Source organism: Streptomyces sp. CA-278952, assembly GCF_028747205.1.
Lineage (GTDB): Bacteria > Actinomycetota > Actinomycetes > Streptomycetales > Streptomycetaceae > Streptomyces.
In genome coordinates, this window is the sequence record NZ_CP112880.1 from 7819964 (window position 1) to 7835420 (window position 15457).

Genomic DNA, 15457 nt, shown 5'->3' on the forward strand with positions numbered 1-15457 from the left:
ACACATATGACCCGGGGGAGAGCAGAGGTGCATCGCACATGACGAAGAACGCCAAGATAGGCGCGGCTCTGGTGGGGGGATACCTGCTGGGGCGTACCAAGAAGGCCAAACTCGCCCTGGGGTTCGGGATGTTCCTCCTCGGCAAGAAGATCGACCTCGACCCGCGGCAGCTCGGCAGGATGCTGGCCGACTCACCGGTCCTCGGCTCCCTCAACGACCAGGTGCGCAAGGAACTGGTCGACGCCACCAAAACGGCGGCCACCAAGGCCGTCACGCAGCGGGCCGGCAGCCTGGCCGACTCCCTGCAGCAGCGCACCCAGGCGCTGGGGGCCGGTTCCGGGACCGACGAGGAGGAGCCGGACGAGGAGGACGACGAGACCAGGACAGCCGCCGCCGACGATGACGAAGCCGAGGCGGACCGGGACGAGGACACGGGCGGGGACGGAGAGCGCAAGCGCACTCCCCGGAAGACCGCCGCCGCGTCCGACTCCAAGCCCGCGTCCAGGAACCGGTCCTCCTCCGGCGGCAGCCGGTCCGGGAGCGGGGGCAAGTCCGCCCCCGCCCGCAAGCGCGGCGGAACCGCCCGGAAGACCGCGGCCTCCGGCGCCCGCAAGGCCAAGGGAGGCGACGATGCCTGACTCCACACTCGGCGGCATCAAGGACGACGTGGTCAAGAGCCCGGCCACCGACCGCCTCAAGGACGAGCTGCAGAACTACCTCCGCGCCCGTGCCGAACACGCGGTGACCCAGCTGGGACACCGTCTCGGCGACTCGGTGTCCAAGCTCGCGGAGCCGGGCGGCGGAGGCGGTGCGCTCAAGAGTCTGGCCAAGGGCGGCCAAGCCCTCGGGGAAGGCAAGTCCCCCGGTCAGGCCGCCCTGAGCGCCGGCGCCTCCCATCTCAAGGACACCGTCAAGGACAAGGTCAAGGGAATGTTCGGCAAGGGGCGCAAGTCGGGTGGGGGCAAGTCCAAGAGCGTCACCATCGTCGAGGACATCGACGTCGGCGTGCCGGTCCGTGAGGCGTACGACCAGTGGACCCAGTTCCAGGAGTTCAGCTCGTTCGCCAAGGGTGTCGTGAGCGTGGAGAAGGCGGACGACACCACCAGCAACTGGAAGGTGAAGGTCGCCAAGTCGACCCGCAGCTGGAAGGCGAACGTCACCGAGCAGGTGCCCGACGAACGCATCACCTGGACCACCGAAGGAGCCAAGGGCACCGTCAAGGGCGTGGTCACCTTCCACGCGATCACCGACGATCTCACCCGTGTCCTGCTGGTCCTCGAATACTTCCCCAAGGGGTTGTTCGAGAAGACCGGCAACATCTGGCGCGCCCAGGGCCGCCGCGCCCGGCTCGACCTCAAGCTCTACCGCAAGTTCATCATGATGCGCGGCGAGGCGACCGACAGCTGGCGCGGCGAGATCCGTGACGGAGAGGTCGTCCTCAGCCATGACGAGGCGCTGGACGAGGAGGAGTCCCGGAACGACGAGGGCTCCGAACCCGATGAGAGCGCCCCCGACGAACCGTCCGATGAGGAACCGTCCGAGGACGAGCAGCCCCCCGACGAGGACGACGACCTCGCGTACGAGGACGAAGAGCCGCAGGACGAGGAGTTCGGCGACGAGGAAGACCAAGAGGAAGACCACGAGGAGGGCGGCGAGGAGGAAGACGAGGCCGTCGAGCCGGCGGACGAGCTGGACGAACCGGCGGAGGAGGCCGCGGACGACGAGGACGCCGGGGACCGGGGCGACGAAGCCGAGGCCGAGGAGACGGAAGAGGAGCCGGAAGAGGAGCCGCAGCCGGCCCGGCGCTCCCGACGCCGTCAGGCCACCGCCGACCGGTGACCGGACCCGCGCACAGAGCCGCACCGAGACCCTACGGAAAGGCGTGAGACACCGTGTCCGATTCACTCGCCGGCCGGATGCCGGCCCCGCCCCGGGGGGCCGGCCCGGCACACGGGCAGCAGGGCTCGTCGGCCAACCTCGCCGACATCCTGGAAAGGGTGCTGGACAAGGGCATCGTCATCGCCGGTGACATCCAGATCAACCTGCTCGACATCGAGCTGCTCACGATCAAGCTCCGTCTGCTCGTCGCCTCCGTCGACAAGGCCAAGGAGATGGGCATCGACTGGTGGGAGCACGATCCCTCGCTCTCCTCACGGGCCCGCCCCGCGCCCGGGACCGACGCCGGCCCCGGGCACGACGCGCTGGCCGACGAGAACGAGCGACTGCGCGCCGAACTCGCCCACCTGCGGTCTGCGGCGGCCGGGATCCCGGGCTCCGGGACGGCCGGAGACCGGGCCGCCCCGGCGGAACAGGAGAACGAACGATGAACACCGGACCGAACGCGACCGTCGGCGTTCCGGGCGAAGGCACCGGGGAGCTGAGTTACGTCTACGCCGTCGGCCGTGAGGGCCCCGCCCTGGACGGGCTCGCCGCCCGGCTGCCGGGCGTGGACGGCCGGCCCCTGCGCCCCGTCGGCGGAGGCGGGCTGTGCGCACTCGTCTCCCCCGTGCCGGCGGACACGTTCAGCGAGCGGGGACTCACCGCGCAGATGGAGGACCTGGATCGGCTCGAAGCCGTGGCCCGGGCCCACCACGCCGTGGTGGACGCCGCGTTCGCGGAGACCTCCGTCCTGCCGATGCGGCTGGCCACGGTCTATCTGGACGACACCCGGGTGGCTGACATGCTGGTCAGGCAACGCAGCGAGTTCCAGGAGCTGTTGGGTCGTCTGGAGGGTCACGTCGAGCTGGGCGTGAAGGTCTACGCCGATCCCCGTACGGCCGCCGTGACGGCATCGGCACCGGCCGCGGCGACGCCGTCGGGCGGCGGAGCGGGCCGCGCCTATCTGCGGCAGCGTCAGGCGCAGCAGCGCGACAGCCAGGACGTCTACCGGGCGGCCTCCGACCTGGCCGCCCGGGCCGCGCGGCTGGCCGAGGGAGTGGCGGCCTCACGGGCGGTGCACCGCCCGCAGCAGGGGCAGCTCGCCGCCCGGGCCGGGGTGAACGTGGCCAACGAGGCCTACCTCGTGCCCCGGGAACACACGGCGCAGCTCCACCGGGATCTCTCCGCACTGGCCGAAGGCACCCCCGGGGTCGCGATCGAGGTGACCGGGCCGTGGGCGCCCTACTCGTTCGCCACCGCCGTGGTGGCGGAGGGCGCGGGCGGCGGTGGTCCACGGTGAGCACGGACATCATCGGCGGCGTTCTCGGCGAGACCGAGCCCCGGGGCGGTCCGCCCGTCGCGCTGATCGATCTCCTGGACCGCCTGCTGAACGGAGGGGCCGTGCTCACCGGAGACCTCGTCCTGTCCATCGCCGACGTGGACCTCGTCCACATCAACCTTCGAGCGGTGATCCGGTCGATCACCGGTGAGGAGCCGGGGCCGTGGTGAGCCCGCCCCCGGCCGCGTACGGGCGAAGCATTCCGGCGAGCGAGGAGGCGGAGGAGGTGGACACGATGACCGAGGACGACCGCGCGCGAGGTGTGGGCGGTGTGCCCTCCGCGGCGGCCGAAGAGGTGGCACGCGCGGCGGCCCGGGCGTTCGGGCTCAGCCCCGCGCAACCGGACGACAGCCGTCCCTCGACGGCGGCCCAGCGGCTGCACACCGACCCGGACACCGTGGAGCGGGATCTCATCAAGCTGGTGCTCACCATCGTCGAACTGCTCCGTCAGCTCATGGAGCGCACCGCGATCCACCGCGTCGACCAGGGCGACCTGAGCGAGCCCCAGGAGGAGCGGATCGGCATGACGCTGATGATCCTGAACGAACGCATGACGGAGCTGTGCGACCGCTACGACCTGACGATGGACGACCTCAATCTCGACCTCGGACCGCTCGGCACACTGCTGCCGCACGACGGCGCGTGAGCGGGCAGAGCCCAGGTTTCATCGCAGCACCCAAGGCAAGGAGGAGCCCATGACTGACGACAAGGATGCGAAGAACTACACCCCGAACAAGGGCAGGACCACCACTGCCGGCAAGACGGAACCGGCCCGCAAGGCGGCTGGAGCCACGGCCGAGAGGGCCGGCAAGCGGGCCGACGCGACCGCCGACGAGGCGCTGTCCGCGGCCGGGGGTGCCAAGGACGCGGCCGGGAGCGCGAAGGACGCGGCCTCGGACGGCGCCCGGGCGGCCGGTGAGACCACCCGCCGCGTCGGCCGTGCCGCTGCCGCCGGTCTCCAGAGTGGGCAGCACGCCGTGACGGCCAACGTGGCGAAGGCGGCCGGCGCGGCGACCACGGCCTGGACCGTCGTCAAGCACCGCAAGGCCGTCGCCGCCGGCGCCGCGGCGGGGGTGGCCGGTGTCGCCGGAGCGGCGTTCGCCATCGGCCGTTCGACCGCCAGGCCTCCGATGGGCCCGCTGACCCGACTGGCGCGCGGGCGGATCTGACTGCGGAACGGAGAACGCCGGGCCCGGCACGGGCCAGGACGTGGGGCGGGGCCGGAGAGGATTCTCCGGCCCCGCCCCACGTCCGGACCACGGCGGTCTCCGTCCCGTATGGCAGTGGCCGGTGCTGGTCACGCCGACGCCCGCGGTGAAGTCGAGGTGGCGTCGCCCCTCCGCGTCGTAGAGGTACAGCCCTTCCCCTCGGAAGGCGGTGACGGGAGTGGCCTGCTTCAGTACGGGTGACAGCCGGGGCATGGTTCACCTCACGGTTCGGGGACCTGCGGCGGGAGCCTGGGGCCCGTGACGGGAGTACGTGCGCTCAGTGGCCGGCCGGGTCCGGCCGGGGCAGGAAGCCGGACTCGGTGGCCCAGGCCAGCGCGGAGGCCCACCACCGGGGCGTCGGGGCGGTGAACCGCACCCCCAGCCGGTCGAGTACGGCAAGGGTGTGCGAGGAGCCGGTCCGGACGTTGCGGTCCTCCAGCAGACTCCAGGCCGCGGCCAGCCGGACCTCTTCGGGGTGATCGCCTTCCGCCCGGTCCAGCGCGGCTGCGAAGTCCTTCGCGTCGCGCAGCTCGATCCGGTGGCCGGACCGCCTCATCCAGCCCACCAGTTCGTCGTGGGGGACCTGGTGCGGGGTCTCGACATGGTGGGCCCCGGGGGCCGCGTCCGCGTACAGGGCCAGAGCCGCGATCCCGGCGGCCACCGTGTCCACGTGACTGAAGGCGAACGTCGTCCCTCCAGGCGCGGGGCGGCTCCGGCCGGCAGATAGCCGCGCAGGGTCTGGTAGACGCGGTTGGTGGCGATGCCCCCGTGGAACGCGCCGGTGCGGCTGTGGGCGGCGACGTGGCCGCTCCGGTGGATGTGGCAGCGGCGGCCGGAGGCGGCCCAGGCGCGGACCGCCTCCTCGGCGAGGGACTTGGACCGCTCGTACGGGGTGCGGAAGTGCTGGCCGATGCGCAGATCGGCCTCGCTGAACCGGCGGTTGGGGGCCGCCGGGTCGATCCCGCCGGCCACGGCGAGCGTCGAGATGTGGTGGAACCGGACCCCGCCCATGGCCTCGGCGTCGATCCAGGCCAGCCGCCGCCGCACCCCGTCGTGGTTGACGCGTTCCAGTTCCTCGGGCGGGGCGACCAGGCGGACGTCGGCGGCGGCGTGGACCACGACCTTGGGCGTCCCGGGCGAGGGCACGGAATTCCCGCCGCCGGCTTCAGGATCCTGGCTCCGCGATCCCGGCTCTGCGCTGCTGGCTCTGGGTTTCCCGCCCCCGCCCCCGCCCCCGCTTCCGGCTCGGCCTCGGTGGCTGCTTCGCCGCCCCGGGAGCCCCCCTGCCCGGCCCCTGCCCGGCCCCTGCCCGGCCCCTGCCCGGCGTGCCTCCGCCGAGAGGTGCCTGGCTTGAATTATTCGAACGTTCGAGCGAATATCGAAGAGTGTGGACAGAGCAGCAGGTGGTCGAGGGGTGGGGCAGGCCGACGGCGGCGCAGGTGGGCCTGGATCTGGCCACCGGCGTGGTGGCGGGCAGCCCGGGGTCGCGCGCGGCTCACGTGCTCGCCGCACCGCTGGAGTCGGCGCCGACGTCCTGCCGTGTCGACTCCGTGTGTCCAGGTGCACTCTCGCAGTAGGGCGACTTCCCGCCACGTCAAGATCGGTTGGCTGAAACCGTCCTATCGAACTATTGTGCGAATGGATCGGATGCGACGTTCTGACAGCAGGACGCCAGACGAGCAGGGGGTGCCAGAGCAGATTCGGAGGTGCGCGATGGCTGTTTTCACGCATCTCCACGTCGCTTCCGGGTTCTCCGCCCGCTACGGCGCCTCGCATCCGCAGGATCTGGTGCGCCGGGCGGCTGAGCTCGGCATGGGTGCGCTCGCGCTGACTGATCGGGACAGTGTCACCGGCGCCGTGCGGCACGCGAAGGCGTGCCTGAGCGCCGGGATACGCCCGATCTTCGGGGTGGATCTCGCTGTCCCGGCGTTCGACACGGCAAAGGCTCCTCGCCGCTCGCGCACACCGGTCCGCGGTGGTGGGCACGTGGCGGAGCCGCGCCTGAGGATCACGCTGCTGGCAGGCTCCGTGAGCGGGTGGGCGCGTATCTGCCGTCTCGTCTCCGCGGCCTACGCACGTCCGGTCGACGGCTTTCCGGTCGCCTCGTGGGAGGCGCTGCGGGAGGGCTTGGGCGAGGATGTGGTGGCGATCCTCGGGCCGGCCTCCGAGCCTGTACGCGCGCTGGCCGCCGGGCGGCCGGACGTCGCGGAGAGGCTGCTCGTCCCGTGGCGGGAGATCGCGGGTCAGGGACTTCTCCGGCTGGAGGCGGTCGCCTACGGCCTGCCCGGGCTGGGCGCGGGATCGGTGCGGCTGGCCGCGCACACCCTTGCTCTGGGCGACCGGCTCGGCATCCCGACGGTGCTCACCAATGCGGTGCGGTACGAGCGGCGCGAGCAGCACCGCCTGGCCGACGTGCTGGACGCCGCCCGGCTGCTGCGCCCGATCTCGCGGCGTGGAGCGCTCGACCCGGGCGAGCGGTATCTGAAGTCCGGAGCCGAGATGGACGAGGTGGCGGAGCAGGTGGCCGCGGCCGCGAGCGCCCCGGCCGGTCGAGGGCGGCGTCTGATCGAGGAGACGGCGGCTACGGCCGAGCAGTGCACGGTGGACCCGGTGCGCGACCTCGGCCTGGGGCGGGCGCACTTTCCCGAGCCGCACGTAGCGGGAGCCGGCACCCGGCCGGGGGACGGGATGCGGTTGCTGCGGCAGCGCAGCGAGGCCGGGATGACCGCCCGCGGTCTCGACCGGGACGTGCGGGCGATGGATCGCCTCGGCTACGAGCTCGGGGTGATCGAGCGCCTCGGATACGAGGCGTACTTCCTCGCGGTGGCCCAGGTCGTCGCGGACGTACGGTCCATGGGGATCCGGGTCGCGGCCCGCGGCTCCGGTGCCGGGTCCATGGTCAACCACAGCCTGTTCATCGCCACGGCCAACCCGCTCTCGCACCGGCTCCTGTTCGAACGCTTTCTCAGCGAGCGCCGTACCGCCCTGCCGGACATCGACCTCGATGTCGAGTCGGACCGGCGCCTGGAGGTCTACGACCGGATCTTCGAACGGTTCGGCTCCGAGCGCGTGGCGGTCACCGGGATGCCGGAGACCTACCGTGCCCGTCACGCCCTGCGCGATACGGGGCTCGCGCTCGGGATCCGCCCGCAGACCGTCGACAGGATCGCCAAGAGCTTTCCGCACATCCGCGCGTGCGACATCGGCTCCGCCCTGTCCGAGCTGCCCGAACTGCGGCAGCTCGCGGCCGAGGCCGACCAGTACGGTCCGCTGTGGGAGCTGGCCGAGGGCCTGGACGCCCTGCCGCGCGGCTTCGCCATGCACCCGTGCGGCGTGATCCTCTCCGACGCGAGCCTGCTCGGCCGCCTCCCGGTGCAGCCCGCTCCGGGAGGCGCGTATCCGACGGTGCAGGCCGACAAGCACGATGTCGAAGACCTCGGCCTGCTGAAGCTCGATGTCCTCGGCGTGCGCATGCAGTCGGCGATGGCGCACTCGGTCGCCGAGATCCGTCGCACCACAGGCCGGCACATCGACCTCGACAGTCCCGACCACGTCGACCTCGCCGACGAGCCCACCTTCGAACTGATCCGCAGCACCAAGGTGCTGGGCTGCTTCCAACTGGAGAGCCCAGGACAGCAGGATCTCATCGCGAGACTCCAGCCACGGCACATGCAGGACGTGATCGCCGACATCAGCCTCTTCAGGCCCGGCCCGGTCGCCGGGGGCATGCCCGCGAAATTCATCGCCGCCCGGCACGGGGCCGAGGAGCCTCGATATCCCCACCCCGACCTTGTGCCGATCATGGACGACACGTACGGGGTGGTGATCTGGCACGAGCAGATCATGATGATCCTGGCCACGATGACCGGCTGCGACCGTGCTGCCGCGGACGTCGCACGCCGCGCCCTCGCCGACGCCGGGCGGCTGCCGAAGGTGGAGGCGTGGTTTCGCCGCTGCGCCGGCGAGCGCGGCTACACCCCGGACGTGATCGGCGAAGTCTGGGACATCGTCAAGGAGTTCGGGGCGTACGGATTCTGCCGCGCGCACGCCGTGGCCTTCGCGGTCCCGGCCGTCCAGTCGGCGTGGCTCAAAACGCACTACCCCGCCGCGTTCTTCGCCGGGCTGCTCCAGCACGATCCCGGCATGTGGGCGCCCCGCGTCCTGGTCCAGGACGCGAAGCAGTTCGGCGTGGCGATCCTGCCGGTCGACGTCAACACCTCCCGCAGCGCACACAGCGTCGAGCCGACCGCGAACGGCTGGGGCGTACGGCTCGCGTTGTCCACGGTGCGCGGGATCACCGAGGCGGAGAGCGCCCGCATCGAGGCCGGGCAGCCGTACGCCGGACTGCAGGATCTGTGGCTGCGCGCCCGCCCGTCCCTGCCTCTCGCCCAGCGCCTCATCAAGATCGGAGCGCTCGCTCCGCTGCAAGGCGGGCTGACCCGGCGGGATCTGCTGTTGCAGGCCACCGAGCTGCACCGCTCCGCACGCAACCGGACCACGATCGACGGCCAACTGCCGCTCGGCGACGAGACGCACGCGGGTGAGCCGGCCGGGCTGCCCGAGATGACCGGCCGCGACGTGACGAGTGCCGAGATCGACGTGCTCTCCATCGACGTCAGCCGTCATCTGCTCGAACACCACCACCGCCTGCTCGCCGAGCTCGGCGCGACCGACGCCCACCACGTGCAGGCGATGCACCGCGGACAGCAGGTGCTGGTCGCCGGCGTGCGGGCATCGACCCAGACGCCGCCGATCCCGTCCGGCAAGAGGGTCATCTTCGTGACCCTGGAGGACGGCTCCGGCCTCGTGGACCTCGCGTTCTTCGAGGACTCCCACGCCACCTGCGCGCACACGGTCTTCCACTCCGGCCTGCTCCTGGTCCGCGGAGTCGTCGAGGAACGCGGCCCCCGGCGTACCGTGGTCGGGCAGGCGGCCTGGGACCTCGAGGAAGTCGCCACCACCCGCCGCGACCTGGGCCCCGAAGCCGCTCTCGGCCTGCTCGGCCGCACCACACCCGCCCCCACGCCTGTCCGCGGTGACAGCACGCCGGGTGCGGGCCGGACCCTCGAAGACGGAACGGCCGGGGCGAAGCTCAACGCCTGGAGCGATCTGCGGCCCGCCGGGTCCGGCTCCGCCGACCTGCGGCGCCTGGGACACCGGTCTCCCGGCTCGGCGGGGTGAGCGCCATGACCACCCGAGCCCGGAGCATCCTGCGCATTCAGCTCCACGACCTCGGCCCGGCCGGCCAGGAGACGTACGAGCAGGCCCTCACGCTGCTGCGTGATCTCACCCCGCTGGTGCAGGCCCTCCCGCCGGACGCCGCCGACCTCGACGTCACCGGTGCCCTGCGGTTCTTCGACCGGGACACCGGTGGCCTGGCGGCCATGGCCGCACTCCGCCTGGCCGCACACCTCGGGCTACGGGCGACGATCGGCGCCGGCCCGAATCGGATGCTGGCCGCGATGGCGGCCGACACGACCGCTCCTGGTCAGGTCACCGTCGTCGCCCCGAGCCCCCGGGCAGTCGCCGAGTTCCTCCATCCCAAGCCTGTCGGCGCCCTCTACGGGGTCGGCCCGGCCACCGCCCGTACGCTCGGGGAGTACGGCCTCCACCGCATCGGCGACCTTCTCGACGTTCCGCTGCTGACGCTGCAGCGCATCCTCGGCAAGGCCACTGCCGTGACGCTGTCGCAACGGGCCCGCGGCCTGGACGCGCGCCCGGTCACCTCCGAGGCGGCGCCCAAGTCCACCGGTTGCTCCCACGAGTTCAGCCACGACGAGCTCGACCCCGCCGCACACCGCCGGGCCCTGCTCGACCTCTGTGAACGTCTCGGGCTCCGGCTGCGCACCACTGGCCAGGTCGCCGCGCGGCTCGCGCTGAGCATCTCGTACGCCGACGGCGCCACGACGCAGCGCTCGCGCACGCTGGAGGAGTACACCGCTCACACACCGGCACTCGGCGCTGCCGCGTACGACCTGTATTCCCGCTTCGGGCTGCAGCGCGCCCGTGTCCGCACGATCACCGTTCGCGCGGACCTCACCGATGCCCAGTACGCCGTCCAGCAGTTGCTCCTGGACCCGGCGGACGGCAAACGGCGCCGCATCGAGCAAGCCGCCGACCGGGCGCGGGCCCGCTTCGGCGATCAGGCGATCCGCCCGGGCACCCTCGCCCGGCCGCGGTGGTGACCGAGGCCTCCAGCTGATCGTGTGGGCCGAAGGGAAACCGGCCGCCCACCTGGACGACGGCCGGGTGGAGGCGATCACCGTGGCCGCCCCCGTTCCCCGGCGCCACGTCGGCCGGCGCCCAAGCATCTGACGGTGCTGGAGCACCCGCCGGACGCACGGAACGCGCTTTTCCGTTCATGATCATCAGATGTGGTGAACCTCCCGGCTCCCAGGGGTGATACGCCCCTCTCGCCCACCATGATGAGGTCGTCCCGCCCACCAACTCTCTCAGGAGTACGACGATGTCAGAGACGTCCGAGCCTAATGTCGGTGCCTTCACCCTCGGCGGCCCGCTCACCGCTGAACCGGCCGGGACCGTCGAGGTACCGGAGCACGAGGAATGGCCCCTGCCGAACGGCTTCGCCTGGGTCTTCCCCGGCGAGGGCAACCAGGGCGGCCTCGTCCGGCCCGTGATCATGGCCGACGGCTTCAACCTCGGCCGGAGCAAGCTCGACGTGCTCTACCACGGGCTGGAGAGCGGCAGCTTCCCGTTCATCAGCGAGCTGCGCCGTCGCGGCAGGGACGTGATCCTCCTCGGCTTCGAGGAGCGCAGCGCGTCGATCCTGGACAACGCGGAGGCGGCGGTGGCCGCCATCCTGCGGGCGACGGCCGAGCAGGTGGGCGACACCCGTCTCGTCGTCGGCGGATTCAGCATGGGAGGCATCGTCACCCGCTACGCACTCGCCAAGCTCGAAACGCAGCGGATGGATCACAGGACCGCGCTGTACTTCTCCTACGACAGCCCGCACCGCGGCGCTTCCATCCCCGTCGGCGTGCAGGCGTTCTCCCACTTCATCCCCTTCCCGAACGACTTCGCGCGGCAGATGAACAGCCCGGCCGCGCGGCAGATGCTGTGGCAGCACTACGACAAGGACACCGAGAAGATCACGGTCGCCCCGGAGCGCACGGAGTTCCTCGACGCCCTGGACCGGGTCGGCGGCTGGCCGCAGATCCCGATGAAGATCGCCGTGGCCAACGGCCGCGCCGACGGCATCGGTCTGCCGGACGTGAAGCCCGGCGAGGTCGCGCTGCGCATCGACCGGATCTACCCCGGCACCACCTTCTACACCCAGGCCCAGGGCGACGACGTGACGGCCGCGTACCTGAACCGCAGGTTCCCCAAGGCCGAGCAGACCGTCACGACCAACGGCTTCCCGGAACTGGACGGCGCGCCGGGCGGAACCCTGCACACGTACAAGATCCTCTCCGGGGCGATGGAGAAGCTCGGCGGCAAGATCGACCTGCGCCACGAGGACGTCTGCTTCGTCCCCACGGTCAGCGCGGTCGCGATCCGCGACATCGAGAAGCAGGACGACCTGTACGCGAACGTCGGTGACCTGGACCCGCAGGAGAGCGAACTCGACGACTTCCTCTGCTCGTCCACGACCACCGCGCACACGGGCATCACCGAGGAGCTGTGCACCTGGATCCTGGACCGGCTCCCCAGCTGATCCTCCTCCCGCGTCCGGCGGGCTGACGGGTGTTGAGCAAGCGCCGTGCCGGGCGGCGCTTCCTCAGCCGCCGAGGTGTTCGGCCCGGTGTGCCGCCCAACGCTGCATCATCGACCCGAGTTCCTCCTCCAGGAACCGGAAGAACTCCAGGGTGTCGCTGATCCGGCGTCCCTGCGGGGTGTCGAGGCCGAACTGGTCAACGCCCTCCTGCATCGTGGCCTGCCAGTTCTTCAGGATGGTGTCCCGATTCAGCAACGCCACGTACCACTGGTCGCCCTGCACGCGATAGCGCTCACGCCGGGACCCGGGCTCCCGCTCGCGGCTGACCATGTTGACCTGGGCGAGATAGCGGACGGCTCCCGACACGGCCGCCGGGCTGATCTTCAGCTGCTCGCTCAGCTCCGCGGAGGTGAGCACTCCCCGCTCCGACGAGAGCAGGGCGGCGAAGACCCTGGCCGGCATGCGCGCCATGCCCGCCTGGACCAGCTGGGCGGCGAAGTGCTCCACGAACCGGGAGACCGCCGTCTCGTCGTCGCCGTCCACGCGGCTCTCTTTCCGCCGCTCATCCATGCTCCGACCCCGGTCCCTGTGGTTCCTGACGCTCGTGTGCGCCCGCGTGCTCGGCCACTCTATCCAGCGATTCATACGGTTTCTTAACTTCACAGACTTCTGAAAGAAGCGTACTTTCGGAATATGAAGAAGGCCATCACCGTCGCCGGGCTGCACAAGTCGTTCGGCCGGACGCACGCCCTCGCCGGCCTCGACCTCTCCGTCGAAGCGGGCGAGGTCCACGGCTTCCTCGGACCCAACGGGGCCGGCAAGTCCACGACGATCCGCATCCTGCTGGGGCTGCTGCGCGCCGACTCCGGCGGGGCCCAACTCCTCGGCAAGGACCCGTGGAAGGACGCGGTCGAGCTGCACCGGCGCCTCGCCTACGTCCCCGGGGACGTGGAGCTGTGGCCGGGCCTCACCGGAGGAGAGGCCATCGACCTGCTGGCGAAGCTGCGCGGCGGCCTCGACCGGCGGCGGCGCGACGAACTCATCAAACGGTTCGACCTCGATCCGGTCAAGAAGGGCCGCGCCTACTCCAAGGGCAACCGGCAGAAGGTCGCCATCGTCGCCGCGCTCGCCTCCGACGCCGAACTGCTCCTCCTCGACGAGCCCACGGCCGGCCTCGACCCCCTGATGGAGGTCGTCTTCCAGGACGTCATCCTCCAGGCGAAGGCGGCGGGGAAGACCGTGCTGCTCTCCAGCCACATCCTGGCCCAGGTCGAGAAGCTCTGCGACCGCGTCAGCATCGTCCGCCGGGGCCGCACCGTACAGTCGGGCACGCTCGGCGAGATGCGCCACCTCACGCGTACGACCGTCGAGGCCGAGACCGAGCGCCCGGCCACCGGACTCGACGCCCTGCCCGGTGTGCACGGACTGAGAGTGCTGGACCGGAGAGTGAACTTCGCCGTGGACGGAGCACACCTCGACGCCACGCTCCGCAGGCTCGGAGAGTTCGGCATCCGGAGCCTGACCAGCCACCCGCCGACGCTCGAAGAGCTGATGCTGCGTCACTACGGCGACGAGCTCGCGTCCAACGGACGTACGGGGACCGGCGAACCCACCCCCTCCGACGGGCCCCCCTCCACCTCCACCGGCGGAAAGGGCGGCGTCCCCCGATGACCAGCACCGTCGCGCCGCTCGACGCCCCCGGAAGGCCCGCGCCCACCAGGGCCGCCTCCGTCGCCTTCACCGGTACCGGGACCCTGGTCCGGTTCGGACTGCGCCGTGACCGCGTCCGCATGTCCGTATGGCTGCTCGCCCTCACCCTGGGCACGCTGGCCACGGCGTCCCAGTACAAGGCGCTGTACTCCACTCCCGAAGAACGCGCCACCGCCGTCGGCTCCATGGACAGCCCGGCCGCGCTCGCCATGACCGGCCCTCGTCATTATCTCTCCGACTACACCGCCGGAGCGATGCTCGGCCACCAGCTGCTCGGCTTCATGGCCGTCCTGGTGGGTCTGATGAGCATCCTGATCGTCACCCGCCACACCCGCGACGAGGAGGAGACCGGCCGCGCCGAACTGGTCCGCTCCACCGTCGTCGGGCACCACGCTCACCTCGCCTCCGCACTGGCGCTCGCCGTCGTGGCCAACCTCGCGCTCGCCCTGCTGCTGGCCCTGGGTCTCACCGCGTCGGGCATCGACGGAATCGGCCCCGGCGGGGCGCTGCTGTACGGCTTCACCCACGCCGCGATCGGGCTCGTCTTCGCCGGGACCGCCGCGATCACCGCACAGATCACGGCGCACACCCGGGGCGCCTCGGGCATGGCGCTCGCGGCGATCGGCGCCGCCTACGTGCTGCGGGCCTCCGGCGACGTGGGCAACGACGCCCTGTCCTGGCTGAGCCCGATCGGCTGGACCCAGCGCACCTACGTCTTCGTCGACGACCGGTGGTGGCCGTTGGCGCTCTGCCTGTCCCTCGCCGCGCTGACCGCGGCGTACGGATTCGTCCTGAGCACCCGACGCGATGTCGGCGCGGGCCTGCGCGCCGCGCGGCTCGGCCGGCGCACGGCGTCCGACGCCCTCACCCGGCCCTTCGGCTTCGCCCTGCGGCTGCACCGGGCGACCCTGCTGGGTTTCGGCGCCGGGCTGTGCCTGATGGGCGTCATGTACGGCTCGATCCTCGGCGAGGCGGCCGACATGGTGAAGGACATCGAACAGGTCCAGGAGGCGCTGGCGGAGATCGGCGGCAGCACCGTGGCCGAGTCGTTCGCGTCCATGGTGATGGTGGTCGTCGCGGTGGTCGCCGCCGTGTACGTGGTGATGGCCGCGCTGCGACCGCGCGCCGAGGAGAGCGCCGGCCGCGCCGAACCGCTCCTGGCCACCGGCCTCTCCCGGAACCGCTGGCTCGGAAGCCACGTGGCCGTCGCGCTGGCCGGCGGCACCGCGCTGCTGGTCATCGCCGGGCTGGGCTTCGGCCTCTCGGGCGCGGCGTCGGCGGGGGACGGGGGCCTGGTCCTCGACCTGGTCCAAGCGGCCGCCGCGTACGCCCCCGCCCTCTGGGTGACCGTCGGCGTGGCCGTCCTGCTCTTCGGCTGGTTCCCGCGTGCGGGGGCGGCGGCGTGGATCGTGCCCGTGTACGCGTTCCTCGTCGGGTACCTGGGGCCGATCCTCCAGCTCCCGGGCTGGATGGAGAACCTGTCGCCCTTCGGCCATGTGCCGCGACTCCCGGCCGCCGGGATGAGCTGGACCCCACTGCTCGCGCTGACCGCCGTCGCCGCCGGACTGATCCTGCTGGGGCTGATGGGTTTCCGCCGCCGGGACCTGGAGACCAAGTGACGCACCCGGGGGGCGTGCTGACGTCACG

General features: G+C 71.7%; 15 protein-coding genes and 1 pseudogene. 12 read left to right on the plus strand and 4 right to left on the minus strand.

Annotated elements, in window-relative coordinates; translation table 11 throughout:
- Nucleotides 1-38 precede the first annotated feature (38 nt).
- The 7 genes from N7925_RS34280 to N7925_RS34310 all read left to right on the plus strand — a co-directional run bounded on the left by N7925_RS34280 (nucleotide 39) and on the right by N7925_RS34310 (nucleotide 4386).
- The gene (locus tag N7925_RS34280; protein ID WP_274346191.1) at nucleotides 39-638 is read left to right on the plus strand and encodes a hypothetical protein; all 600 of its coding nucleotides are present in this window, start codon (nucleotides 39-41) and stop codon (nucleotides 636-638) included.
- The gene (locus N7925_RS34285) at nucleotides 631-1839 is read left to right on the plus strand and encodes an SRPBCC family protein (RefSeq protein WP_274346192.1); all 1209 of its coding nucleotides are present in this window, start codon (nucleotides 631-633) and stop codon (nucleotides 1837-1839) included. The genes N7925_RS34280 and N7925_RS34285 overlap by 8 nt, the downstream gene beginning before the upstream one ends.
- Before the next feature lie 53 nt (nucleotides 1840-1892).
- On the plus strand, nucleotides 1893-2327 hold the full coding sequence (locus tag N7925_RS34290; RefSeq protein WP_443032324.1) for a gas vesicle protein: 435 nt from the start codon (nucleotides 1893-1895) through the stop codon (nucleotides 2325-2327).
- Nucleotides 2324-3178 carry a GvpL/GvpF family gas vesicle protein gene (locus N7925_RS34295; protein ID WP_274346193.1) on the plus strand — a complete coding sequence of 285 codons (855 nt, stop codon included), beginning with the start codon at nucleotides 2324-2326 and terminating at the stop codon, nucleotides 3176-3178. Before N7925_RS34290 ends, N7925_RS34295 begins: the two co-directional genes overlap by 4 nt.
- The gene (locus N7925_RS34300; RefSeq protein WP_265603411.1) at nucleotides 3175-3387 is read left to right on the plus strand and encodes a gas vesicle protein; all 213 of its coding nucleotides are present in this window, start codon (nucleotides 3175-3177) and stop codon (nucleotides 3385-3387) included. Before N7925_RS34295 ends, N7925_RS34300 begins: the two co-directional genes overlap by 4 nt.
- Before the next feature lie 65 nt (nucleotides 3388-3452).
- Nucleotides 3453-3863: a gas vesicle protein K gene (locus N7925_RS34305; protein WP_265604101.1), complete on the plus strand. Its 411-nt coding sequence runs from the start codon at nucleotides 3453-3455 to the stop codon at nucleotides 3861-3863.
- Between the two features lie 49 nt (nucleotides 3864-3912).
- On the plus strand, nucleotides 3913-4386 hold the full coding sequence (locus N7925_RS34310; RefSeq protein WP_274346194.1) for a hypothetical protein: 474 nt from the start codon (nucleotides 3913-3915) through the stop codon (nucleotides 4384-4386).
- Between the two features lie 108 nt (nucleotides 4387-4494).
- On the opposite strand, the pseudogene N7925_RS34315 reads toward N7925_RS34310, so the two are convergent.
- The 3 genes and pseudogenes from N7925_RS34315 to N7925_RS34325 all read right to left on the minus strand — a co-directional run.
- Nucleotides 4495-4638: pseudogene (locus N7925_RS34315) on the minus strand (aspartate aminotransferase family protein); the annotation flags it as partial.
- 64 nt (nucleotides 4639-4702) lie between these two features.
- Entirely contained in the window at nucleotides 4703-4981 is a 279-nt protein-coding gene (locus tag N7925_RS34320; protein ID WP_274346196.1) for a hypothetical protein, read from the minus strand.
- Complete coding sequence (locus tag N7925_RS34325) at nucleotides 4978-5571, minus strand: SDR family oxidoreductase (protein ID WP_274346197.1); 594 nt, start codon at nucleotides 5569-5571, stop codon at nucleotides 4978-4980. The genes N7925_RS34320 and N7925_RS34325 overlap by 4 nt, the downstream gene beginning before the upstream one ends.
- A gap of 567 nt (nucleotides 5572-6138) precedes the next feature.
- Here N7925_RS34325 and N7925_RS34330 point away from each other — a divergent pair.
- From N7925_RS34330 to N7925_RS34340, 3 genes are all read left to right on the plus strand, one after another.
- A complete protein-coding gene (locus N7925_RS34330) occupies nucleotides 6139-9606 on the plus strand; it encodes a DNA polymerase III subunit alpha (RefSeq protein WP_274346198.1) in 3468 nt (1155 codons plus the stop codon).
- Entirely contained in the window at nucleotides 9603-10610 is a 1008-nt protein-coding gene (locus tag N7925_RS34335) for a DNA polymerase Y family protein (protein ID WP_331618184.1), read from the plus strand. The genes N7925_RS34330 and N7925_RS34335 overlap by 4 nt, the downstream gene beginning before the upstream one ends.
- Nucleotides 10611-10891: 281 nt before the next feature.
- Nucleotides 10892-12100, plus strand: a complete 1209-nt coding sequence (locus tag N7925_RS34340; RefSeq protein WP_274346200.1) for an esterase/lipase family protein — start codon at nucleotides 10892-10894, stop codon at nucleotides 12098-12100.
- Nucleotides 12101-12163: 63 nt separating this feature from the next.
- Here N7925_RS34340 and N7925_RS34345 read toward each other — a convergent pair whose 3' ends face one another.
- Complete coding sequence (locus tag N7925_RS34345; RefSeq protein WP_265603416.1) at nucleotides 12164-12670, minus strand: GbsR/MarR family transcriptional regulator; 507 nt, start codon at nucleotides 12668-12670, stop codon at nucleotides 12164-12166.
- Nucleotides 12671-12793: 123 nt separating this feature from the next.
- Between N7925_RS34345 and N7925_RS34350 the strand changes: the two genes are divergently transcribed.
- Nucleotides 12794-13771: an ABC transporter ATP-binding protein gene (locus N7925_RS34350; protein WP_274346201.1), complete on the plus strand. Its 978-nt coding sequence runs from the start codon at nucleotides 12794-12796 to the stop codon at nucleotides 13769-13771.
- Nucleotides 13768-15429: an ABC transporter permease gene (locus tag N7925_RS34355; RefSeq protein WP_274346202.1), complete on the plus strand. Its 1662-nt coding sequence runs from the start codon at nucleotides 13768-13770 to the stop codon at nucleotides 15427-15429. The genes N7925_RS34350 and N7925_RS34355 overlap by 4 nt, the downstream gene beginning before the upstream one ends.
- Nucleotides 15430-15457: the final 28 nt, after the last annotated feature.